At 45.2% G+C, this 23787-nt stretch carries 21 protein-coding genes; 7 read left to right on the top strand and 14 right to left on the bottom strand.

The window, feature by feature from the left end; genetic code table 11:
• Nucleotides 1-101: 101 nt before the first annotated feature.
• Nucleotides 102-1253: a multidrug effflux MFS transporter gene (locus L4D76_RS07210; RefSeq protein ID WP_428440240.1), complete on the bottom strand. Its 1152-nt coding sequence runs from the start codon at nt 1251-1253 to the stop codon at nt 102-104.
• 94 nt (nt 1254-1347) lie between these two features.
• On the opposite strand from L4D76_RS07210, the gene L4D76_RS07205 reads away from it, so the two are divergent.
• The 5 genes from L4D76_RS07205 (at nt 1348) to L4D76_RS07185 (ending at nt 7333) form a co-directional block, all read left to right on the top strand.
• Nucleotides 1348-2121 (top strand): AraC family transcriptional regulator, encoded by a 774-nt coding sequence (locus tag L4D76_RS07205; RefSeq protein WP_428440239.1) that lies wholly within the window; start codon nt 1348-1350, stop codon nt 2119-2121.
• Nucleotides 2122-2282: 161 nt separating this feature from the next.
• Nucleotides 2283-3230 (top strand): LysR family transcriptional regulator, encoded by a 948-nt coding sequence (locus L4D76_RS07200; RefSeq protein WP_428440238.1) that lies wholly within the window; start codon nt 2283-2285, stop codon nt 3228-3230.
• A 177-nt stretch (nt 3231-3407) separates the two neighbouring features.
• Nucleotides 3408-4517, top strand: a complete 1110-nt coding sequence (locus L4D76_RS07195) for an NAD/NADP octopine/nopaline dehydrogenase family protein (RefSeq protein ID WP_428440237.1) — start codon at nt 3408-3410, stop codon at nt 4515-4517.
• 63 nt (nt 4518-4580) lie between these two features.
• The gene (locus tag L4D76_RS07190; protein WP_428440236.1) at nt 4581-5987 is read left to right on the top strand and encodes a YfcC family protein; all 1407 of its coding nucleotides are present in this window, start codon (nt 4581-4583) and stop codon (nt 5985-5987) included.
• Nucleotides 5988-6358: 371 nt separating this feature from the next.
• Nucleotides 6359-7333 (top strand): LysR substrate-binding domain-containing protein, encoded by a 975-nt coding sequence (locus L4D76_RS07185; RefSeq protein WP_428440235.1) that lies wholly within the window; start codon nt 6359-6361, stop codon nt 7331-7333.
• Between the two features lie 88 nt (nt 7334-7421).
• On the opposite strand, the gene L4D76_RS07180 is transcribed toward L4D76_RS07185, so the two are convergent.
• From L4D76_RS07180 to L4D76_RS07130, 11 genes are all read right to left on the bottom strand, one after another.
• Nucleotides 7422-8600, bottom strand: coding sequence for a M20 metallopeptidase family protein (locus L4D76_RS07180; protein ID WP_428440234.1), 1179 nt, complete (start codon nt 8598-8600; stop codon nt 7422-7424).
• Nucleotides 8600-9049 (bottom strand): hypothetical protein, encoded by a 450-nt coding sequence (locus L4D76_RS07175; RefSeq protein ID WP_428440233.1) that lies wholly within the window; start codon nt 9047-9049, stop codon nt 8600-8602. Before L4D76_RS07175 ends, L4D76_RS07180 begins: the two co-directional genes overlap by 1 nt.
• Before the next feature lies 1 nt (nt 9050).
• Entirely contained in the window at nt 9051-9890 is an 840-nt protein-coding gene (locus L4D76_RS07170) for a DUF3100 domain-containing protein (RefSeq protein WP_428440232.1), read from the bottom strand.
• A gap of 219 nt (nt 9891-10109) precedes the next feature.
• Nucleotides 10110-10775 (bottom strand): alpha/beta hydrolase, encoded by a 666-nt coding sequence (locus L4D76_RS07165; protein ID WP_428440231.1) that lies wholly within the window; start codon nt 10773-10775, stop codon nt 10110-10112.
• 335 nt (nt 10776-11110) lie between these two features.
• Nucleotides 11111-11593: a GreA/GreB family elongation factor gene (locus tag L4D76_RS07160; RefSeq protein ID WP_428440230.1), complete on the bottom strand. Its 483-nt coding sequence runs from the start codon at nt 11591-11593 to the stop codon at nt 11111-11113.
• Between the two features lie 157 nt (nt 11594-11750).
• Nucleotides 11751-12581 carry an SDR family oxidoreductase gene (locus L4D76_RS07155; protein ID WP_428440229.1) on the bottom strand — a complete coding sequence of 277 codons (831 nt, stop codon included), beginning with the start codon at nt 12579-12581 and terminating at the stop codon, nt 11751-11753.
• A 1420-nt stretch (nt 12582-14001) separates the two neighbouring features.
• Nucleotides 14002-15264, bottom strand: a complete 1263-nt coding sequence (locus L4D76_RS07150; RefSeq protein ID WP_428440273.1) for an ABC transporter substrate-binding protein — start codon at nt 15262-15264, stop codon at nt 14002-14004.
• A 30-nt stretch (nt 15265-15294) separates the two neighbouring features.
• Nucleotides 15295-16740, bottom strand: coding sequence for an ATP-binding protein (locus L4D76_RS07145; protein ID WP_428440228.1), 1446 nt, complete (start codon nt 16738-16740; stop codon nt 15295-15297).
• 21 nt (nt 16741-16761) lie between these two features.
• Nucleotides 16762-17487 carry a response regulator gene (locus tag L4D76_RS07140; RefSeq protein WP_428440227.1) on the bottom strand — a complete coding sequence of 242 codons (726 nt, stop codon included), beginning with the start codon at nt 17485-17487 and terminating at the stop codon, nt 16762-16764.
• A 689-nt stretch (nt 17488-18176) separates the two neighbouring features.
• Nucleotides 18177-18812 carry a DUF3157 family protein gene (locus L4D76_RS07135; protein WP_428440226.1) on the bottom strand — a complete coding sequence of 212 codons (636 nt, stop codon included), beginning with the start codon at nt 18810-18812 and terminating at the stop codon, nt 18177-18179.
• A 559-nt stretch (nt 18813-19371) separates the two neighbouring features.
• Nucleotides 19372-19719, bottom strand: coding sequence for a RidA family protein (locus L4D76_RS07130; RefSeq protein ID WP_428440225.1), 348 nt, complete (start codon nt 19717-19719; stop codon nt 19372-19374).
• A 205-nt stretch (nt 19720-19924) separates the two neighbouring features.
• On the opposite strand from L4D76_RS07130, the gene L4D76_RS07125 reads away from it, so the two are divergent.
• Nucleotides 19925-20245 carry a c-type cytochrome gene (locus tag L4D76_RS07125; protein ID WP_428440224.1) on the top strand — a complete coding sequence of 107 codons (321 nt, stop codon included), beginning with the start codon at nt 19925-19927 and terminating at the stop codon, nt 20243-20245.
• A gap of 77 nt (nt 20246-20322) precedes the next feature.
• Here the strand turns inward: L4D76_RS07125 and L4D76_RS07120 are convergent, their stop codons facing one another.
• Nucleotides 20323-20946: a DUF502 domain-containing protein gene (locus tag L4D76_RS07120; protein ID WP_428440223.1), complete on the bottom strand. Its 624-nt coding sequence runs from the start codon at nt 20944-20946 to the stop codon at nt 20323-20325.
• A gap of 371 nt (nt 20947-21317) precedes the next feature.
• Here L4D76_RS07120 and L4D76_RS07115 point away from each other — a divergent pair, with 371 nt between their 5' ends.
• Entirely contained in the window at nt 21318-22898 is a 1581-nt protein-coding gene (locus L4D76_RS07115) for a BCCT family transporter (RefSeq protein ID WP_428440222.1), read from the top strand.
• A 223-nt stretch (nt 22899-23121) separates the two neighbouring features.
• Here L4D76_RS07115 and L4D76_RS07110 read toward each other — a convergent pair whose 3' ends face one another.
• Nucleotides 23122-23616: a GNAT family N-acetyltransferase gene (locus tag L4D76_RS07110; RefSeq protein ID WP_428440221.1), complete on the bottom strand. Its 495-nt coding sequence runs from the start codon at nt 23614-23616 to the stop codon at nt 23122-23124.
• Nucleotides 23617-23787 lie beyond the last annotated feature (171 nt).

Here is a 23787-nt window from a genome sequence, read left to right as displayed (position 1 = left end):
TCTCAAAGATTAGACTACAGTGTAGTTGGTTATACCAATTCCATTAATTATCTAACCATTCAGATAATTAATAGATTTGGTATTGCGCCGCCTTCAACGATTTAGCCATCATATTCCACACCATTTTGCAGCGCTTTATGGCTCAGACACAACAAGCCACTTAATGCAGCAGCTGCCACCAAGACAATTCCCAGATCCTGGATCATGGCTGACAAACCCAATGCAACACCGAGTAACAGGTAATAACACAAACCAAATAAAGCGCCTGCGGTTCCGGCCACATGCTTATAGTTCACTAGCGCCTGACTAAGAATATTCGGGATCGCTATACCAAAACTAACCACCACCAGCATCATTGGTAGCAGAAACAACACACTGCTCTGTGTCAGCCACACTCCGATACTTCCAGCCAGAGCCAGCACACAAGCCAGTAACACTAGATGATCGGCTGGCCAGCCTTTTGACAGCAATTTTTTGTTAATCATGCTGCCTGACATCGAGCCCACAGCCAGGGCAATACCACTGTAACCAAACTCAACCGATGACATACCCAAGGAGCTAAAGATAAACGGTGCCTGCGAATAGTAGCCAAATATCATCAGGTTAAATAACGCAACCCAACAAGCACTGCGCCACAGGCGGACATCGCGGACCATTGTTGCAGCAACCCTCCGTAAATTTACAGCGCTGGTACACTCAGGGCGCGTTTCAGGTAACCCTACAGCAGAAACCAGCCACAACATCATTGCCAGCCCCAGTAAGCTACAGAACACCCCCAGATGACCGTAAGTACTTGCTAACGCCCCACCACTCAGCAGGCCAATCACCGGACTAATCGAAATACCCATTCCCATCAGGGAAAAGACTTTGCCCAGCTCCGGACCATCATAACTGTCACGCAGCATAGTTTGTGTCACCACCGAGCCGACAGCGGCACCGAAAGCCGACAATATTCGCGCTAACATCAATACTTCAAAATCGGGTGCCATCATTGCTAATGCCGCCCCAACGCCGTAAGTGACCAATCCCGCCAGCATTGCCTTTCTTCTGCCGAGCACATCAGACATTCTTCCCCAGAACACCACACCAAACGCAAAGGCGATAAAATACACCGACATTGTCTGTGCGGCTGTCTCGAAAGTGACCGCAAACACGTCGGCAATATGAGGCAGTACCGGACTGTAAATGGTTTCAACGATCTGCGGGAACATCATTAACGCGACAATCAGCCCGGCATTTGGCTTTTTCTTCATATTTTCATCTCTATACAAACGTGGTGGATAATATAGAAGGATGTGAGATGTCCGGTTACAATAATAAGAACACAAAACATCAAGATACGGACAGATGGCCGTTATTACCGAACAAGTTCGCTTTGATCCCGATAAATTAGGCCCCGCCGCCATTGGTATTGCCGCCGATGTCGGCCGCCACGATTCTGGCATGCATCACCACCAGAAAGGTCAGTTGCTCTATGCGCCAACGGGATGCATGAGCATCACTCTAGACAACATGCAATGTGTGTTGCCTCCCACCCGGGCGGCATGGATCCCTGCCAACGTTGAGCACTGTGCCACCATGCGCAATGTGGTGGCTTACCGTTCGGTCTATTTTGATCCGATCCTGTTTCCCGACCAGCCCCAAAAACTGATGGTCGTCGGCGTTAATAACCTGCTAAGAGAATTAATTGAGAGAATGGCCTTCTGGCCGTGGGATATGGCGTACGAAAACCAGAAAACGTTGCTGGCATTATTCTGGCAAGAACTCAACCTAGCCCCGGAAGAGACACTGGTCTTACCAAAGCCGCAAGACTACCGGTTGCAAAGCTGGCTGAAACAGCTGGAACAAGGCGGCGTTATTCCTCTGCCATTAAATATGACGGCAGCGAATATCGGTGCCAGTGAAAAAACCATCAGCCGTATTTTCAGCAAAGAGACGGGCATGCCGTACCAGGCATGGCGACAGCAATGGCGTTTGATGAAAGCGATTGAGTTACTGGCAGAAGGACGCAGTGTTTCGCATGTGGCGTTTGTCCTGGATTTTTCCAGCGACAGTGCCTTTATCAGTTTTTTCAGAAAGCAAACCGGAGAAACGCCAAGCCAGTACATCAGGTCAACATAATAACAGCCAAAGAGTTTGCTCCAAACGCAACTCTCCGAAAGTCTAGATAATAGCCACCACAGCAATATTGTGAGAATTGACCCACAGCACTTCTTCAATCTCAATGTATTAACCATCCAGTTCTGTTAGCGTTAGCTATCTGAAATCAAGAACCGACTCACATGAAGCTCTCACAACTCAATGCCTTTAAAGCCGTCATTGAATGTCAAACCGTTACAGCAGCAGCAGAACGATTAAATTTAAGCCAGCCGGCCGTCAGCCGCTTGTTGTCAGGTCTGGAACAGAGACTGGGATTCGATCTGTTTCTTCGAAAAGGAAATCGCCTTGTATTAAGTGATGAAGGGCAAGCTTTTTACCTTGAAGTGGCCAAAGTGTTCGAAGCCGTCACCGGATTGGATCATGCCGCAGATTCCATTCGATCACATCGATTTGGCAGCCTGAATATTGCGGCGATGCCATTACTGTCAAATGCCTTTCTTCCCCGGATCCTGGCAACATTTTTAAAAGACTCATCCCGGATGAAGGTAGGGTTTAAGACCTACCGCTCAGAAGATGTCATTCGCCGGGTTCAGAGCCAGACCACCGATATCGGCTTTGCTTTTGTGGATGAATATCTTGCCGGAGTCAAAGCACAGAAAGTTGAGTGTGAATGCGTCTGTTTGTTACCGGCACAGTCACCGCTGGCAAGAAGAAGCGTGATTGATATCTATGATATTGCCGGCCAGTTATTGATTCGGCATGAAAAAGACGTCACCCAGCGGCGCATTGATGCCTTACTGCGGCGTTATGATCTGACCACCATTGAACACATTGAAGTCTCATTTGCCAGTACTGCTGCCGCATTGGTTCGGGAAGGTGTGGGCATTGCGATCACCGATCCGTTTACCGCCCACATGGCCAGCGAACACAAAGATGTTGTAATGCGCCCTCTGATATTCTCATTACCGTTTGAGTTCGACATTTTATATCCCGCCCTTAAGCCTGTTCACCGCCATGCCAAACAGTTCATCGAGCAGTTTCTGTTGCTCGCCGATGAGATGGATATTCATCTTAAAATTGGTCCGATGCGCGATCTCGATGAAGACGATATGGGCCCAAGTCACAGATAACCGGTAAGTAGGCCTCTATAAAAAATCAAATAAAAACGATTAATAACAATGAATTAAAATGAAGCCCACCGCCAACCATAACTTTTTTGCATACTACCTTAGCCGTTCTGCATTGGGCAAAACCGCCCTCTCTTCCTTAGTCTGATTTCACCAGGAAACATAACAAAAGGAAGAGCGATGAACGCTAGAGTATCCATCATAGGTTCCGGCAATGCGGGGTTAACCGCGGCGTACCATTTTTCGCTTCATGGCGCACAAGTATGCTTGTTTGGTGCCAAAGGCTTTGACCAACCACTTACCGATATCGAGCAACGCGGCGGCATAGCGGCTTTAGCCGAATTTAACAGCGTGCCCCTGACCTACTCAGGTTTTCAGGCCATTGATAAACTAAGCCGGGATCTGGCAGAAACGGTAGCCTATTCTGATCTGCTGATTTTACCCGTCCCTTCCTTTGCCCAAGAGCCTTTATTTATCGAGATGCTGCCCCACCTGCGCGACGGGCAAGTTATCATGCTGATGCCGGGTAACTACGGCTCACTGGTACTCAATCGCATTAAAGCAGAGCAAGGTTATGCTGATCTCGATATTACGTTTGTCGATGCCATCTCGATCCCATGGGCAACCCGTATCGTCGGCCCGGCAGAAATTGCCATTTTAGGCATGAAAGAGTTCCTGCCCGTTTCAGCCTTGCCTGCCAGTAAAACCAGCGGGGCCATTGCACGGCTTCAGGACGTGATGCCTTTACCGCTTCGCGGCCTGGCGAACGTGATCAGTGCAGGAATGGAGAATATTAACTTTGGTGGCCATCCGTTATTAACCACCCTCAACATGGGATTGCTTGAGAACTTTGACGGCCAGTTTAATTACTACAAAGACTGCTGTTCTATATCAACCGCCAAAGCAGCAGCGGTGATGGAACATGAACGCCAGTCAGTCGGTAAAGCGCTGGGGCTGGAACTGATCCCTGAGCTTGAAGCCATGAATGCGCTCTATGCGATGCAATGCGAGACCGTTTATGACGTTAACCGCACCTCAGAAACTCACGGTAAGTTAAACAGTGCCCCGAACTCCGCCAGTAACCGCTACATCACAGAAGATGCCGCGTACCTGCTGGTGCCCTGTTATGAGCTGGGCAAACTCGCCGGGATAGAAACACCATTAGTCACATCCTGCCTGCACATTGATAACGCGTATAACGATATTGATTACTTCAAAGAAGGCCGAACACTGGAAAAGATGGGGCTTGCTGGTATGTCCGTTAAAGCAATCATGGACTTCGTAGCATAAAAAAGAAGGTGGAATACCACCCAAATTGTGGGGCAATTTGCCCCGCTTAATGAGGATATCCTAATGACGAAAATTAAATTTCCCTCTGCCTACACAATTTTAATGATATTGACCGTTTTAATGGCAGCAATGACGTGGGTGATACCCGCGGGTCAATACCAAATGGAGAAAAACGAAACCCTGGGACGTATGGTGCCTCAGGTGGGATCGTATCAAACCGTCGAAGCTAACCCACAAGGGATAGTGGAAGTGTTAATGGCGCCGATTCAAGGTTTCTACGATCCATCAAGCTACGCAGCTCGCGCCGTTGATGTCGCCTTGTTCGTTCTGGTCATTGGTGGCTTTCTTGCGGTAGTCACCCGCACAGGTGCCATTGATGCCGGCATTGCTGGCACGATGAAACGTTTAGGCGGTCGCGAAAAATGGATGATCCCAATTCTAATGGGATTATTTGCGATGGGCGGCACCGTCTATGGCATGGCGGAAGAGACCATTCCTTTCTATGCCCTGTTAATTCCAGTCATGATTGCAGCTGGCTATGACAGTATTGTGGGTGTCGCCATCATCATGGTTGGTGCGGGGATTGGCTGTTTAGGGTCGACCATTAACCCGTTTGCAACAGTTATTGCGTCTAACGCAGCTGAAATCAACTTCATGGAAGGCATCATCTTACGCGCTATTATTCTCGCGTTAGGCTGGATTGTCTGTGTTGTCTATGTAATGCGTTATGCCGATAAGGTGAAGCACGATCCGTCAGCATCGATTGTGGCCCACCAGAAAGATGACAATGAACATCACTTCCTTCACAGCAAAGAACAACAAGCGCCAGAGCTTACCGGCACCCGAAAAGCCGTGTTAGCGATTTTCGGTCTGACCTTTGCCGTGATGATGTGGGGCGTTTCTGTTGCCGGTTGGTGGATGGCAGAGCTATCTGCACTGTTCATCGGTTCCAGTATCATTGTTGGTTTTGTCGGTCGATTATCTGAGGTCGAAATCACCGATAGCTTTGTTGACGGCGCGCGAGATTTATTAGGCGTAGCATTAATCATCGCCATTGCCCGCGGCTTAGTGGTTGTCATGGATAATGGCAATATTACCCACACGATTCTGAACTATGCAGAAGGTCTTTTAGGCGGACTACATGAAGTCGCCTTCATCAATGCCATCTATTGGATTGAAGCTGTGCTTTGCTTAGTGGTGCCTTCATCTTCTGGTCTGGCCGTACTTTCTATGCCAGTACTTGCGCCATTAGCAGACTTTGCCGGTGTCGGTCGCGAACTAGTGGTCACCGCATTCCAGTCAGCGTCTGGCCTGCCAAACCTTGTGACCCCAACGTCGGGTGTTGTCATGGGCGGGTTAGCCATTGGTCGTGTCGCATATTCATCATGGCTCAAGTTTATCGGCCCATTAATTGGCATTCTTACCGTAATGGTAATGGCTCTGCTGAGTTTAGGTGTTGTATTAGGCTAAATAAGCCTTGTCTCCAAGAGGGCTTCGGCCCTCTTTCTTCGCCGCTCTATTTTCATTTCATCAGCTCCCCGTCAATTCTAAACCTCAAAACTCATCCTCGACGCTTTTCCCCTTCCAAATAAGCACCCCAAATAAAATCACATCAGTAGGCGATGGCTTCGCCCAATAGTGAGCCATCAAGAGATGAGAACCTTATCTTGATAGTGTTAAGTGGTTGAAATTCAACCGATTGAAATAAGTCAATTTCGCATCAAAACCGACCAGAGACTTGTAATATGTTAGGATTAATAGCATATTGATAACTAAGATTTAATGTTATTATCAATATAATTGATCGCAGATATTCAAAATATACATGCAGGAGCGATACTTTGAAATTACAGCAACTAAGATATTTAAAGTCAGTTAAGGATAATAATCTTAATATATCTGCCGCCTCTAAAATGCTCTTCACAACTCAGCCTGGCATAAGTAAGCAAATCGCCTTATTAGAGAATGAGTTAGGCGTGCGCATTTTTGAACGGCGCGGTAAGAATTTGCATGGTATAACTCCTGTCGGCGAAAAGATATTTACAGAACTTGATAAAATGCTGTCTTTAGAAGAGAAAATAAAAGCTATTTCCCGCGAGTATTTAGACCCGAGCATAGGATCTTTAAATATTTACACAACACATACTATCGCACGATATTTACTGCCTAAAACTGTTTCCTATTTTATCAATAAATATCCAAAAATATCTTTTCATTTGCACCCTACTCTGCCGCCTCAGACCAAAGGAAAGATTAGTAAAGGATATTCCGATTTTTCTATTGTGGCGCACGATGTTAGTCATGATAATGACTTAATCATCCTCCCAGCCTATCTGTGGACACTCTCTTTAGTGGTTCCCAAAGGACACCCGTTGGACAATGGCGAAAAACCGACTTTAGAACAGCTTTGTCAGTACCCTATACTCAGTTATGAAATGGGTGCAACGGGCAGAGCGACACAAGAGGATGCCTTCTCGAAAAAAGATCTGAACCCAAATTATTTTATGACGGTAATGGACGCTGATGTGATTAAGCGTTATGTCGAATTAGGGTTTGGCATTGGCATCATTTCCTCTCTGGCGGCACAAGATGTAGAAAATACAGAGTTAACCTGCATTGGCCTTGATCATATTTTTGAACCGAGCAAAGCATGGATTTGCTTTAGCAAAGACATTCTCTTGCAAAATTACATGTACGATTTTATTTCTTCTTTCTCCCCGCACTTAACCAAGCAAGTCATGGAAAAAGTGCTGAGTCAAACGACTCGTTCGAAAATTGAAGAAATGTTTACCGACTTTACCTTGCCTGTCTATTAAGCGGTTTAATATAAGATATTGCAAATAAACAAAAAGCCACTGCATCTTAAATGAGCTGTGGCTTTTTTATTACTGGTTATGATTTTAGTTACATCGTTGCGATGTTAATAAAAATCTGTGCGCCTACTAACATAAAATCATCATCAACAAAGTAAGGGTTTGAATGTAGGTAATTATTAATTCCCTTTTTGCTGTTCCCACTGCCCAGGAAGAACATCGCACCACGTTTATCTGCTGTCGCATTGATCATCAGGCTGAAATCTTCGCTACCCGTCATTGGCTTACAATTCGCATTCAAAATTTCATTAGAAATGACACCTTGTGCGGCGCTGATAACACGCTGGTAGGCTTCAGGGTGATTAACAACAGCTGGATAGCCGCAGTAATCAATATCTGTTTTGTAACCCCTGACCGTGCTTTCTTCAACAATAGACTTAAAGCTATCTTTAAGGATTTGATCTGTTTCATCATCCATCGACCGAATAGTCCCTCTTGCCTGCACGTTGTCAGCAACGGCATTCGGAACTGTTCCACCGTTAAACATACCGCAGACGAAAACCGCGGGGCTGTGGGGGCTGGTTTTCTTAGCGACGATGTAATCAAGATCCATCACAATGCGTGCACCTTCGCGTATGGCATCTAACCCCTTTTGTGGTGTTGAGCCATGCGCAGAGATACCTTTGACGTTCAAGGTCCATGCTGAACCGTATGAAGACATAATGCCGTCGTTAATCTGCACGGTGCCACATTCCGTCGCTCCGTCGTTATGCAGCGCATAAACCTCATGGACACCATCCATGCAGCCTAACTCGACCATTTTATCAGCACCATGTACGCGCATATCTTCTTCCGCCATCTGGAATAAGAAGCGCACATTGTGTTTTAGCTCTTGTTTATGCAGAGAAAGATATTTGGCAGTCGTCAGAGCAATTGCCATATGCGTGTCGTGACCGCAGTTATGGGCGCACCCCTCATGCTTAGAGCTGAATTCATTATCCGTAAGATCGTGCATTTCCAGCGCGTCCATATCCGCACGGAAGCCAACCGTGCTGAACGCATCGCTAACCACTAAATCGGCAATAAAACCGGTATAACCTTCATGCGTTTTCAGTGTATAGCCAGCATCCTCCAATATTTTTTTACAGTATGCCGAGGTCTTATATTCTTCCCCAGACAATTCTGGAATTTGATGCAGTTCACGACGAACAGAAATACTAAACTCTTTCAATTCAAGCAAGTTATTATTTAGCTTAAAATCATTCATCATTAAATAATTCCTTTCATTGTGAAACCGATTTGAGCGATCATAGATGCACCAAAGAAACAACATGTAGAGACGATTAAAAATATCACAATGACTTTCCATGACATTTTCTTCAGCTCTTCCATTTGTCCGCCAACCGAAAGACCGGCAAATGCCAATAGCGGCACACAGCATGAAAGGAAAGAGATTTTACCTACCGAATCAAGAAAGAATGTACGGACAACTGTATCTGGTAAACAGATTGCAATACCAACAATCGTCGCATAGGCGAATGCTGGCAACGATGATGGTAAAAAGTGTTTAGTAACAAGTGCAAGAAATATCACAATTGACATGGCTACAAAACTATCCACCATTTCTATTGGTGATATTCCTGTAGTTAAAGTCTGGGTGAACATCGCCAATACAATAGCTAGAAACACCAGCTTCATATCAATAAAAATTGTTTTCATCTTATTTGTCCTTGTTACAAATTTTGTAGGTAAATTCTGCTAAAGGAATACCCAAAAATGTCAGCGATAACGCACCTACTACTGACGATAGTAAATTGGATGCTGCAGCAATACTTAACACCTGTTTAGCCATTTCTGGATCTAATCCATTGATTAACGCACCAGAGGCCGCGCTAAGCATCGAACCGCTGCCTACGCCTGAACCGGCAGCCAGGGCCAAAGGATGAAGGCCGGTCAGAGGGCTGATACTGCCTAAAATACTAAACCACAGCGTACCAATCACAGAACCACACAGGTAAATGGCTAATACACCAATATATTCAGGTGTGCCTGTCCCGTATTTGCTTTGAATCACGGCTATTGATGGCTCGCGGCTAATCGACGAACAGGCACCAATCGCTTTTCGGCCAAAGCCAAACTTAACGGCCAGCGGAATAGCAATCAAAATAGGCAATAAGTTACCTATCTCTTGGAATAGTAACGGGATACCAGCAGCATAAATATTTTCCAAGTTTGGAATAATCATTCCAGCGTACTGAGTACCTAATATAAGAAGACTGAATCCGACCATTTTAGAACAGAATGATTCTTCTTTTTCTGTAAATACCTTGCCCCAAATCTTTATTTTTTCTTTCGTGAGATTTATGGATAGGGCCATTCCTATCATTACAGCAAATAACATAGGAAGAATAGGGAGCGTTATTACGCCAATGTTGATTTCTTGTTTGCCAATAATGAACTGGGATACAAAGATAACCGCTGAAACAATAACAGTACAAGCTATCGCACTATTTAATTGAGAACTCTTGTTAACATTTAAATTTAATTCGTTAACACTCATGATTAACCTGATGGATATATTAAGTAGGTGGAAGAATTGTATTTAAAAAGCCTTGGATTTAGTATGCCTTTACTCACACTCTATTTAGATGAAAAACAGCTATGATATAACCTTAAAGTCTTGAACGTATATTTAAACGACAATGAAGCCAATAATTCCGCCATTAATAGGCAACAATGGCATAACGTCTGGTTACGCCCTCTGTTTTTTAATAATTACTCACTTCATGTCAAGTAAACACTTTAGCCAGGCTGAAATATCCTGGATCTGCTCCAGACAGACGTTGTGTTCCATCGGGTAGGTACGCCAGTTAGGCTTAAATCCGTCGCTCTCCAACGCTTTTAAAGCCTCCTGCCCCATCGTTGACAGAACAACAGGATCAAAACGGCCATGCATGATTTCAATCGGTAATGCACGATTACATTCAGCAAATTCAATGCTGTCTGATGTCGGGAAATAGGTCGAAAGCGCTAATAGTCCGGCTAATTTTTGCGGAAAGCTTAAAGCTGCCTGGTAAGCGACAGCGCCACCCTGCGAAAAGCCGACGATAACGATACGCTCACTGGAAATACCACGCTCAAGCTCTCGCTCAATCAGTGCCGCAACTTGATTGGCAGAATGTAGCAGCTGATCAGTATTGAGTTTTCGGCCCGCGCCCATTTCTAGAATGTCGTACCATGCAGGCATTACGATCCCCCCATTGATGGTCACCGGCATCGATGGCGAATGAGGGAATATAAACCGTACCGGGGCGCTCGTTGGTAGCTTTAGATCTGGAAGAATTGCTTCGAAATCGTGACCATTGGCGCCTAAGCCATGCAACCAGATAACCGTCGCAGTAGCTTCAACATTGGGTTCTACTTCAACGCAAGAGAGATAAGTCATGATCTGCTTTTCTGATAGCCTGAGATACCCTCACCATACACCGAAACAAAGATAAATTGCTATATACCCAAACCACCTCAAGATACAGAGTTCAGCGAGAATTCATTGGCTTTTAGTCAAGGCAGCCATTTGAGTCAATAGTGGTTCTATTTAGAGAATGGCTAACACAGAATAAAAGCCAATGAAACTCGCCCTTTGGGAGCTCCTCTGGAAAATCACTTCTTCACAAAATGTAATTGAAAGGGATCGCCATTTCTACATACATTTCGTTCGAATTGAATTCCCAGAGGAAGCTCTGAACCTCGCATTTTGAGGTGGTTTGGGTATAGTCCCAACTAATAGATAGCCGCAATCTCATAGTTCTTAATTTGACCGCCAATGTTTATGTCGATGTCATCATCAACAAAACGCCCTAACAAGGCCTGCCCAAGCGGGGCCGATGGGGTAATAATGATGATTTCTTTGTCGCAGAATGTCAGCTTAAGCCCACCGGCTGCCGGGCCTAAAAACAGATATTTCTCAGAACCTGCTTCATCGATAAGGTAGACCAGGCTTCCTAACCCAACGGCTTCTTGATGGGAACCATTAGCCAGGTCCAGCTTTTCAAAGGCGGTTAAATCAGCCTCGCATTCGGCAACTCGCTGAGCCTGTCCCTGTGCCAGATAAGCGGCTTCCAGAGCCAAAGTATCATATTTGTTTTCAGCCACATTCTCATTATCGGTAGCGGTATTATAGGCCCGCATGGCAGCATCAACAGCTCCCTGATGGATAGCCTCAAGTGCTGCTAATATTTGCTTGAGCAACAAGGATTTATTCATATTCACAGATCTTCAATAAAACGGAGGGACAATAATGGCTACATCCTACCCCAGAATAACGGGTTGCAGACAGTCAATTTCCCCGATGTAGGCAGATAGAACATGACTCGTAAAGAAACCGCATTGCAAGTGCAGGTTTCTTTACCAATGAGGCTAATCATGCATCGAGAAATAAATCCCGCATCAAATCTTGCGCATGGGGATCAAATTTAAATTGCTCAAAATCAGAGATACCCCGTTCTCTAAGCAAGGATTCATCGATCAGTGTCTGGCCACTCAGTTGTAAATTTTCAGAGTTGATAATCTCTAAAGCAGCTAGCGCCATTATGCGTGGCGTTCTCGAACGCTTCAGTAGCTCTTTATCAAGTGCAAACTCAATCGCAGCGGTGGCAATGGTAGTTTGCGGCCACAATGTGGTTGCCGAAACACCGTCGCCCCTTAGCTCCTCGGCCAACCCCAGGGTTAATAAAGTCATACCGTATTTTGTCAACGTATAAGGGATATAAGGCTTTAACCAATGGGAGGAGAGATTAATAGGAGGAGACAAGGTAATAATATGGGCGTTCAGGCTATTTTTAAGATAAGGAATAGCCGCCTTTGAACACACCAATGTACCGCGAACATTAATCGAATGAATCAGATCAAAGCGCTTTACATCCATATCTTGCAACCGGCTCAACGAAATCGCACTGGCATTATTGACCAACACATCAATACCGCCAAACGTTTCAGCGGCATGTTGCATTGCAAGCTGTACGGCATCTTCGTCACGAATATCCAATTTGATCGCCAACGCCTTACCGCCGACATCTTCAACTTCTTGAGCAACACTATGAATAGTACCCGGTAGCTTAGGGTGCGGCTGATCAGACTTGGCCGCAATAACGACATTGGCCCCCTGCTCTGCACAAATCAGCGCAATTTCGCGACCAATGCCGCGACTTGAACCGGTAATAAAAACCGTTTTTCCTGTTAACTGTGACATCATTATTTTGCGTCCATTCCATGACAAACCATAAGTATAGACGCTTTATTTACCCCTGATGCTTTTACTTTATTTAAACACCAACTTGCCCATGTTCGTACATTTTAAGCACAGATTGTAACGATATAGGTATATTTACCGTCGTAACGGACGGGTTATATTACGCCCCCTTTTCATGAATTATGACGGATCATAAAGTGCGCCATACAACACCATCAAAGTACAGCGTTCAATTTTTGATGATAGAAAGGAGACTACTGGGACATTTTGGGGCAAATTTGAGACAGACCAACACTTTATGACGAGAAAAAGCTAGCAAAAATGGACTAGTTATGTGGCCACTATCGACTCAAACACACACTTATGAGCCTTAGATGCTCATAATTGACTGTAGTGATCTGTGACAAATTTCCACTGAGGTTAAGCAGGACACTTAAAACGGGATGGACACTTTTTTGAGGGGGCAAGAACATTGAAGCTGTGCGAACAAGATAGATGTATTCCAATGCTCTTGCCTAAATTTGGATTGATTGGCGATCTTTGTTGTAGCTAACCGTTACACGATTACGTCAGTTTGATACCGATTTAACGTAACAGGCACTTAACACACCGAGAAAATAGAGATGTGGAAGTATAATTTTGAGGCTAGTCATGAAGGTATTTTTTCTTGTAGTCAGAAGATTTTGCAAAGATGATTAATGGAAATATTGGTATGACTAAACCAAGAGAGAATATTATTCTCTCTTCTGATAGCAACAAGAACATATTTGCTATGGTGATTAACATCGCAAATACAACAATGCTTGTATGTGTTTTTTTGTTTTTCTGAGAAAAGAGAGCGTATTTTCTGATCATGGATAAAAACTAAAAGTTAAAGTCTATATTGTGATTCAAGCGGCCTTTTTTCAAAAAACTTAATAGGAACCGTTCATAGCCCGTAAACCTAATCGCAGAAATGTCGCCAATGGCGATCTTTCTTGTATCTGACAGTTATCCGAACACGCATCCTTTGGACATGTATCTTGGACAGGCATAGTTAAAGAAAGTAACTAAGACTAACACCATTAAGTTGGTCAAAGACATCCGAAATAGCATGTTAGTGAGGAACATCCATTAGCTAGATTTGGACAATGTTACGGACGCAATCTGCAAGTGAGCTTTTGCACTAACACAGAATGAGGCAAATCCGTGATGAAAAAGGCTGAATTTAGCGATGCCATTACTAAAAATTAAAGTCGTTGTTCCTAGGTGATATATGGCCAGAGAGAGATAGAGAGGATTGGAATATCAATGGCTTTTCACGACACGAATTGTCACGTTTCGTGTCCAGAACGAAATGCAAGGCAAGGGCATGACTGAATATCAGTCATGCCCTTGCCTTGCATTTTGGTTACCTAACCGCTGAGGTATTCATTCAGCACCATTACATCGCCGCTTTCACCGCACGAGACAGTTTCTTAACAGCCCTCTTAGGATCAGCTGATTTTCTATTAAAAAAGTTACTGACAACGTCGAAGATAGCACGCTGAACATAGCTGGTTGTCGACAGGCCTTGTGACATGCTCGGCACCAGATCACCGCTTTTCGCTGTGGCTTTAAATGATGCCATCGAGTCCAGTGCACACTGGTCGAATTTATTCATATTCATATCTAAGCGAACCGGAATCGACCCTTTATTAAGGTTGAAGATCTCCTGGAATTCCTTAGTCATAATGGTTTTTGCGAGATCTTTCTGAGCTTGCTTATTTTCTGTTGCACCGCTTAGCTTAAAGAAGGCAAAGCTATCGATATTAAAGGTGAACTGATCAAGCGTACCCGGTGCGGGGGCACAGATATAATCGATACCCGGCACTTTTCCTGCCTCAGCAAACTCACCTTTGGCCCAGTCACCCATGATCTGCATTGCCGCTTCACCATCAATGACCATTGAGGTTGCTTTGTTCCAATGGCGTCCACGGGCTTTAGTATCGATATAATCTCGCATTTTTCTGAATTTCGTGAAGGCTTCAACCATCTTCTCGCCAGATAGCACATCCATATTCAGATCAACAAATGCCCTGTTGTAATCGTCAGAGCCCAGAACCGCTAATGCGACCGCTTCAAAAAGCGTCACGTCCTGCCATGGCTGTCCGCCATGAGCCAAAGGAATAAATCCCGCGGCTTTTATTTTATCGGCGGCGATAAAGAACTCATCAAGTGTTGTCGGCACTTGTGCTCCGGATTTTCTGAACACTTCCGGGTTTGCCCACAACCAGTTAACACGGTGAACATTCACGGGAACCGCAACATACTCACCGTTGTACTTCATCACGTTCGCAACAACTTCCGGTATGACCTCGCCCCATTTTTCGGCGGTGGCAACATCATTGAGATTGGTCAGAAACCCTAACCGGCCCCACTCCTGAATATCATGCCCTTTGATCTGAGCTGCCGATGGCGGATTACCAGATACGGCGCGAGTTTTTAACACCCTCATCGCACTTTGACCGCCACCACCGGCAACCGCAAAATCTTTCCAGCTATTGCCTTGTTGCTCCATCATACTTTTCAGAACGGCAACCGATTTGGCTTCGCCACCGGATGTCCACCAGTGAAGTACTTCCACTTCACCGGCATGAGCGGTGGCCGCCGTACCGGCGAAAGTCATTGCGAGTGTCATTGCAACCAGCGTTCGGGTTATTTTCATCATCTCGTTCTTCTGTATTTCAGTGCCGCGTCATACATTTTCAACCAGCCGCGGGATAACGACTTTAACTTCTAAGCCGCCCTGTTCTGAATTGTGAATAGTAAGATCGCCGCCATGGGCATGAAGAATATTACGGGCGATCCCCATCCCTAAGCCATGACCTTCATCATCAATTGCTACACGGAAGTAGGGTTCAAACACCGCTTCCATTGATTCTTCCGGAATACCCTCTCCCTGATCTTTGATAATTAACACCAGTACATCAGGTTCATCTGCCACGATAACTTCGACCTTCTCACCGTATTTCACGCCGTTATCGATCAGGTTGGTCAGACAACGTTTAAGCGCTAAAGGCTTACCCATCAACGGTGCTATCGGTGTATCAGGAAGGGTTACTTTCTCCAGACCGTTATTATGACTCTCGGCGATACTCTGCAGCATTTCAGAGAGATCAACCTGCACTAAATTTTCATGCAGATCTGTATCGCGAACTGTTTGCAGCGCCCCTTTTACCATCATCTCCAATTCATCCAGATCCCGGTTGAACTTCTCGATTTTCGCTTCATCGTCTATCAGTTCTGCGCGTAATCTGAGACGGGTAATGGGGGTTTTCAAATCATGGGAAATAGCTGAGAACAAATGTTCTCTGTCATCGATGTAGCGCCGTAATCGCATCTGCATTCGGTTAAAAGCCTGAGTTGCGGTCACTAACTCGCTGGCCCCCTCTTCTTTCAGCGGAGGCTGGTAGATATCCAGGCTTAACGCATTCGCGGCATTGGCTAACCGCTTAAGCGGTTTCGTCTGGCGGCGAACCATAAAGTAAGTAAAGACCAGTAACAAAGCGGTAATAAATGCAAGAAAAATAACCTGTTGCCGGGTAATAATTTCATCTTCCAGCATGACATATGGCGCGGGAAGCAATGCGGCAATATACAGCCACTCGTTGGTTGCCAGTTCAAGCTGAACAACCAGGATCGGGGGATTCAGCGGTTCCAAACTCAGAGTATGATCCGCCCAAGATGGAGGTAAGTCACTGAGCAAAATATCATTTCTTAACACATGCAGTGTTTCAGGGCGCGAGAATTCCACCTTGATAACATCAAGCCTCGGCAACTTTTCATTTAGCACGTTTTGAATGACATTCACTGCCGTGTTTTTCAGTTTGGATGCTGGAATGGGGGTAATCAGGATCTCTTCTTCGTTGAACGAAACGAAGAAACGAGTCCCCCCCATATTACGCAACTGATCGAGCACGATGTGCCGGTATTGCAGGGGTAACGACTGGAAAAAATTCACAGTGGAAGCAAACATGGTCGCCATGCTGGCAGACGTCGATTCAAGCCCTTCCAGATCCCGCTGTTTCGATTGACCATACCAAATCAAGGTAGCGATCAACTGCGCCAGAAACACCGCAAGTAGAGTCAGCCACAAGGTGCGCGCCACCAGCGATTGTGGCCATAATTTTTTCAAGTTCATTAAATCATTACCCAGACAAGGCTAGTTTTCGTATGTCACATCTGCGGTAAAAATATAACCATTACCACGCATCGTTTTGATCAGCCTAGGATGTTTACCTTTATCACCTAAACGCTGGCGTAAACGGCTCAGCTGCACGTCAATGCCGCGTTCTAGGGGCAAGGCTTCACGGCCTCGGGTCGCACAAGAAATAGTGTCTCGATCCAAGATTTCATTGGGGCGGGATAGAAATAACATTAACAACGAAAAATCACTGCCTGACAGCTCGTAATCTTCATTATTTTCCAAGTCATACAAACGGTGAGACAGGGTTTCTAACCGCCAGTGAGAAAAACAAATCACTTTCGGGACTGCAGCAGGCTGTTGCGTCTCAGTCGGACGCACCCTGCGCATTAACGCTTTAATCCGCGCCATTAGCTGTCTCGGGCTAAATGGCTTAGCGATATAATCATCAGCACCCAGCTCTAATCCAATGATCTGATCCATTTCATCTGATACTGCAGTGAGCATGATGATCGGCACATCAGAGGTTTTACGTATATGTTGACACAGGGTAAAGCCATCATCACCCGGCATCATCACATCCAGCAGGATGAGATCAGGATACCCCATCAACAACCGACGCTTCATTTCCTCGCCTTCAGCCGCTGTGGTAACGTCAAAACCCGCTTTTGTCAGATATTCATCTAAGAGTTCACGAATCTCCTGATCATCATCAACTACGAGGACCTTTTTGTTCGCAATCATCCGGTCTTCCTTTAATACTGGTTACTAAAAAACCAGACTATTTATACTATCAGCATAGTGTTAATCAATGTTTAACTGAAATCACTGATATTTGGTTGAAAATTTGAAGCCTGCAGGATTTTGAGGGCATTTTCATGCACCACAGGCTACGCATTATTCACCTCATAAATATTCGGGCGGTCAAGTATATTAACACAGCACAATTGTCAGGTCGGTATGACACAACCCGCTGCATATCTGTTTTATTCCATCGCTCTATTTCAGCTAACCTGACCAATCGTTTCTTCGCGCCGCTGAATTCCCGCTTTAGCTGCTACTTTTCATTAAGAATACCTGCCCCCCGATGTTTTTTGTTCACTCATCGACAGTGGGCAGGAAGTTCACAGCGGTAAAGGGTTAGCTTCTTGAGCCTCCGGACGCAAGGCGATACTGCTGAGTGGCAATAGTCAGACCGCCACGAGGCATATGCTGTTATTGATCGCCAGTTTCAGCAATGGATATGCCATTTCACGACTAGGGGCCGAAATGAGTGCCCATTAGGATCATTTACCCCGGTGATTACCGCTGTGGTGGCTGTCCGGCCTTTGCTGAATCACGTATCTTGAAGTGGTTGGGTATAAAAACAGTAACAGGCATGTGGTGACATGCCTGTTGTCTATTCAATGACTAACGTTGTCGTTAAGCCGTTGTTACCAGTGTTCGACTTCAATAATTTCAGCACTGATGAAATATGCCGAAGCTTCAGGAACCGGGAGTTTCACTGGCTTGCCTTCCTGCTGGGTTTTCGGGCGGAAATAAGTCTCTGGCACCCGCTTGATCGATGACCAGATTGGCACCTCTTCACTGGCTAGCTCCCTACCGTTTTCACTCATCAGTTTTACCTTCAGGACCACCGAAACAACGGCTCCCGTGCCCTGATTAGTTAACATGGTTGGAATGACCAGCTCGCCATTTTCATACCGTGCTGATTGCAATAACACATCAATACCGCTTTTACTGAGCTGCTGGATGTTTTTACTCGCACCCAATTCAACCCGAACGCCTTTTTGCGCAGTCGCCACCGGGATCCCCGCCGGGCTTACCGCTACTACTGGAATTGCCGTAACCGCAGGCTTGGCACTATCGGTACTTATCTTAACGTCAGCCTGTGTCTTCTCGACAGCTTTGGGGCTTTCAATAACCGGCGCTGCGTATTGCCAAGTAAAATCATCATGCAACACGACCTGTCTGCCATCTTGCAGAGTGACGATTTGATCGGCGGCCCAAGCGTTGCCTGTCGTTGCCAATGCCACCAATACCCCACATAACCGGGTCATTGTTTTCATTTTTATTCCTTATTACTTATACCAATCAGCACAATCACCTGATACTACAGCAAATAGTAACAGATTTAATGATAGCCTAAAGAGGCCTGCCCCATTAAAACGTAGATAGTGTATACCCAAGCTACCTCAAGATGCAGAGTTCAGCGAGAATTCATGGGCTTTTAGGCAAGGCAGCCATTTGAGTGAATAGTGGTTCTATTTAGAGAATGGCTAACACAGAATAAAAGCCAATGAAACTCGCCCTTTGGGAGCTCCTCTGGAAAATCACTTCTTCACAAAATGTGTTTGAAAGGGAATGCCATTCCTACATACATTTCATTCGAATTGAGTTCCCAGAGGAGACTCTGAATCTCGCATCTTGAGGTAGTTTGGGTATATAGGCATATTTATGAATATCGGTATTAATAAACAGTCGTAACGACATCAGAATTTATGACATATGAGTATTCAATCTTCATAAAAAAAGCTCCAGAACGGAGCTTTCGCTACTGTCATACAAGTAAGGCTAAATAACGGATGATTCTAGGCAACGAATGGCCCTGAGCAAAGGTACAGCCGTTTACTTTTCAGCTGCAACAACTGAGATTTCAACCAGTAATACGTCGCGCGCCATACTTGCTTCAACGCAAGCGCGAGCAGGAGCATGACCTTCCGGCACCCAGTTGTCCCAAACTTCATTCATTTCAGCAAAATCTTTCATATCTTTGATATAGATAGTTGCTGACAGCATATGCTCTTTATCACTGCCTGCCTGCTCAAGAAGATCTTCAACCTTTTCCAGCATGGTTGCTGTCTGCTCTTTGATCCCCTGAGTTGCGTCTTTACATACCTGGCCACACAGATAAATAGTGCCGTTATGCTTAACAATACGGCTCATGCGTTGCTTGGTTTCCAGACGTTCAATCATTATTATCAGCCTTCTTTATAATTAATAAACAATGCTCTCACCAACATCAATCGGTACAAAAGGGCATAAGACACATAGTGTAACGGTATTATCAAAAGCTAACACAATAATAAATAGCAACTTTACATAAAATTGATCCCAACCATTTGCTTAACCAAAAACAACAGGCAAACTGATCACACCGCTTCCAGTAACTTCAATAAAGATGAACAAAATACTGATTCTTACCCTAGCCACCCTGTCCATATCAGTTTCCGCTTCTGCATCAGAACAAGGCCCTGATGCCAAGGCGGGTAAAATGAAGGCATATACCTGTCAGTTTTGCCACGGCATCAATGGCAAAGCGCTAAAGCCGGACTACCCGAATATCAGTGGTCAAAATGAGATGTATCTAAACAGTTCAATGAAGGCTTATCAGAACGGTGAGCGCGCCGGGCCCATGGGCGCGATGATGAAACAGCAGCTATCAAGCCTGAACGATCAAGATATTGCTGATATCGCAGCCTACTATGCGAAGATGGATTGATTTAAATATCAGAAGGTGGGTTGAATCAAGCTTGGCATCACCTTCAGGTTTGCTACAGCCGAGCGAAACGAAATGAGTTAGTCATCCTTATGATCAGGGGGACTGGGCTTAAAACCGGTTCCGGCCATCCCGGCGGTTAGGGTAAACCGCATCGCTTCTTCAATTTTCATATCAAGGGGACGTACTGCGCTGCGGGGGATTAGCACTGCGTAGCCACCTATCATATAGCTTAAGGGCAGATAGACTAAGACACAGTCCTCATCGCGAAAAGACTCCGGCATTCGCTCTGGGAGCGGTTGGGTAACAAAACCTATCACTTGCATCCCGGTTTCACCCAAAGTCACGGCGACAACCTGCTCAAATTCCTTGCGAGTAGTTGGTGAGAAATAGTCAAAAAAGTCGCGGATAGTAGGATATAAGGTTCTGACTAACGGCATGTGGTAGAAAACCTGTTCGCTTTTGGCAAACAGGCGCTGCACCAGGTAGGCATTCATCATCAGTCCGGCGATAAAAAAGACCAGCAGTCCCGCAGCAAACCCCATGCCCGGCCAGTACCATTCACCCGGGAGGAGTGCTTGAATTAGACCTCCTAATAATGACTCTACTGATACTGCAAACCAGTAGAGGAGGTAGAGTGTGAGTACGACAGGCAATATTGTCACCAGCCCGGTAATAATATTTTTACTGATAAATCCAAACATTATGGCGCTCTCCATGCAAGGGTGCTGATATAAAGCATAGGGCACCCTTCGACGGGTATACACTTTCAAAGTGCTGGTAGCGACTCTCTCCCCCATAACTCAACATCTAAATCTGAATCGTTGCCAGCATTTCTGGCCTAACTACCTCACAAAAAAACGTTTAGAACACATAACATAAAATCGCATAAAACCACCGCCGACCCAGCAGGATAACCTGTACAATCTGTCACAACTTGAATTTTAATGACATATTTGTTAATATTTCGCCAGATTATTATTTAGTGGTCTAATTATCTTTATTTCTAAAGGTCATTTCACTTTTACTTTTTTCATAATAAAAGGATCGAAAACGAAACGTTTGAGTATCATTTATGGATAACATATTAAATAAATACAGTATCGAAACAACCGACTACCAGGTTGGTCAGGACAACATTCAAAAGTGGGGTTTTGATATTCATAACTCCGTATTCGGAATCAGCGCAGGTCTTATTCTCCTATTCCTTTCAACGCTGCTAATCGTCGACCCCAATACCTCTAAAGAAGTGCTAAACAACCTTAAGAACGGCATCATTGAAGATTTTGACGTCTTCTTCATGTGGTCAACCAACTTTTTCGTGCTCTTCACTTTGGTATTGATGCTGTCACCGTTTGGTAAGATCCGTATTGGCGGCAAAGATACCGCACCAGAGCACTCAACTGCTTCATGGCTGGCGATGCTCTTTGCTGCAGGTATGGGGATCGGCCTTCTGTTTTGGGGCGTAGCTGAACCTACTGCTTACTTTACTGACTGGTGGGGCACGCCGTATAACGTAGAGCCGTACACGGCTGAAGCAAAATCACTCGCCATGGGAGCGACTATCTTCCACTGGGGTCTCCACGGCTGGTCTATCTATGCGATTGTCGCACTCGCGCTGGCATTTTTTGCCTTTAACAAGGGGCTGCCGCTATCGATGCGTTCTGTGTTCTACCCGATCTTTGGCGATAGAGCCTGGGGCTGGCTAGGTCATGTCGTCGATATTATGGCAGTACTGGCGACCCTGTTTGGTTTGGCAACCTCCCTTGGGTTGGGGGCACAGCAGGCCACCAGCGGTATCAACCACGTATTTGGTACGGATGGCGGCATTGGTATGCAGCTTGTCGTCATTGCGTTCGTGACGTTGATTGCCATTTTCTCTGTTGTTCGTGGTATCGATGGCGGCGTTAAAGTACTAAGTAATATCAATATGCTGTTTGCATTAGCCCTGCTGATGTTCGTTACTTACGTCGGCTTTGATGTTGTGATGATTTCGATTCCAGAAACATTCATGGCTTACGTGGAAAATATCATTGGCCTGAGCAACCCTCATGGCCGTGAAGACACGACATGGATGCATGGCTGGACAGTATTCTACTGGGCATGGTGGATTTCATGGTCCCCATTTGTTGGTATGTTTATTGCGCGTATCTCTAAAGGTCGTACAGTACGCGAATTCCTGTTTGCAGTGACCTTTATTCCTACTCTGATGACCATTATTTGGATGGCGGTTTTCGGCGGAATTGCCATCGATCAGGTGGCCAATAAGGTCGGCGAGCTGGGTGCGAATGGTTTGACTGATATTTCACTTTCTTTGTTCCACGTATACGATGCATTACCGTTTGGCTCTGTAATTTCTGTCCTTTCGATTGTGTTGGTACTGATCTTCTTCGTCACCTCGTCTGATTCAGGCTCGCTGGTGATCGACAGTATCACTGCTGGTGGTAAGGTGGATGCACCGATTCCACAGCGAATTTTCTGGGCAACGGTAGAGGGTGCCATCGCAGCAGTCATGCTTTGGATTGGTGGGAAAGAAGCACTTCAGGCATTGCAGTCTGGCGTGGTTATGACGGCCCTGCCATTTACTTTTGTCCTGTTACTGATGTGCGTCAGCCTGATTAAGGGCTTAAACACCGAACGGGCTTTATACCGATAATGATTAACCGTAAACCCTATCGTTATGTTGATCGTTTGAGCTAATTTGAATGATCATGGGGTGTTTCCTAATCAGTCTCAATCAATGGTTGAGACTGATTATTTAATTACCGACGCTCGACATTTCCGGACTCCGAACATGTCTTTGAAGACATGAACAAATCCTTCCAATAGATTGCAAAAGCTAATTCCGTGAACATCAGCCAACATACTCATATTGCGCATCAGATTGATTTTGACAATATCCGTGACTGGGTTTGAAAGCCAATGGAATCATAGAACTCTTGTGCTTTGTCATTAAACTCCATGACTTCCAGCCGGACTTCATCAATGCCTTCACCGATTGACCACAGTTCGACAGCCTCCATCAATTTTTTACCAATTCCCTGACCTTGAAAATGCTCTGAAACGACGATAGTTTTTACCCGGCACAGTTTCTTTTTTTGTATGAAGCTGACAGTTGTGTTTTCAGTGATGAACGCAAGGATGAAACCAACAACCTTATCGTCGATTTCAGCCACAATGAACACGGCTCCTTCTGCATTAAAGTTGTCGCGCCAGTATGATCTGTCTCTGTGAACACTTTTGGGCTCAGCAAAAACCTGCGGCGCGCCATGGTAATGTTGTGTATTGATCTGCTGTGATAGAAGGCAGATTTCGTCTAAATCCTTTTCTGTCGCTAATCGTAAATTCATGATTTTGTTTTCTAATGCTTCCATTGAATATGCTCAAGCCAACAACAACATTTACTGTATATACCCAAGTGGCTTCAAGGTGCAGGATTCACTTGGGTATAAGCCTTAACGAGACATCGGCCTTAACAAGACATCTGCCCCGGCAATGTATTCTATTGATTTTATAAACATCGATTTGCATAACAGATCAAAGAA

Origin of the sequence: Photobacterium sagamiensis, from assembly GCF_050337085.1 — a bacterium.
In the GTDB taxonomy this organism is placed as follows: Bacteria; Pseudomonadota; Gammaproteobacteria; order Enterobacterales; family Vibrionaceae; genus Photobacterium; species Photobacterium sagamiensis.
Note: the sequence above shows the minus strand (reverse complement) of the source record. Positions and strands in the feature narration are given on the sequence as shown.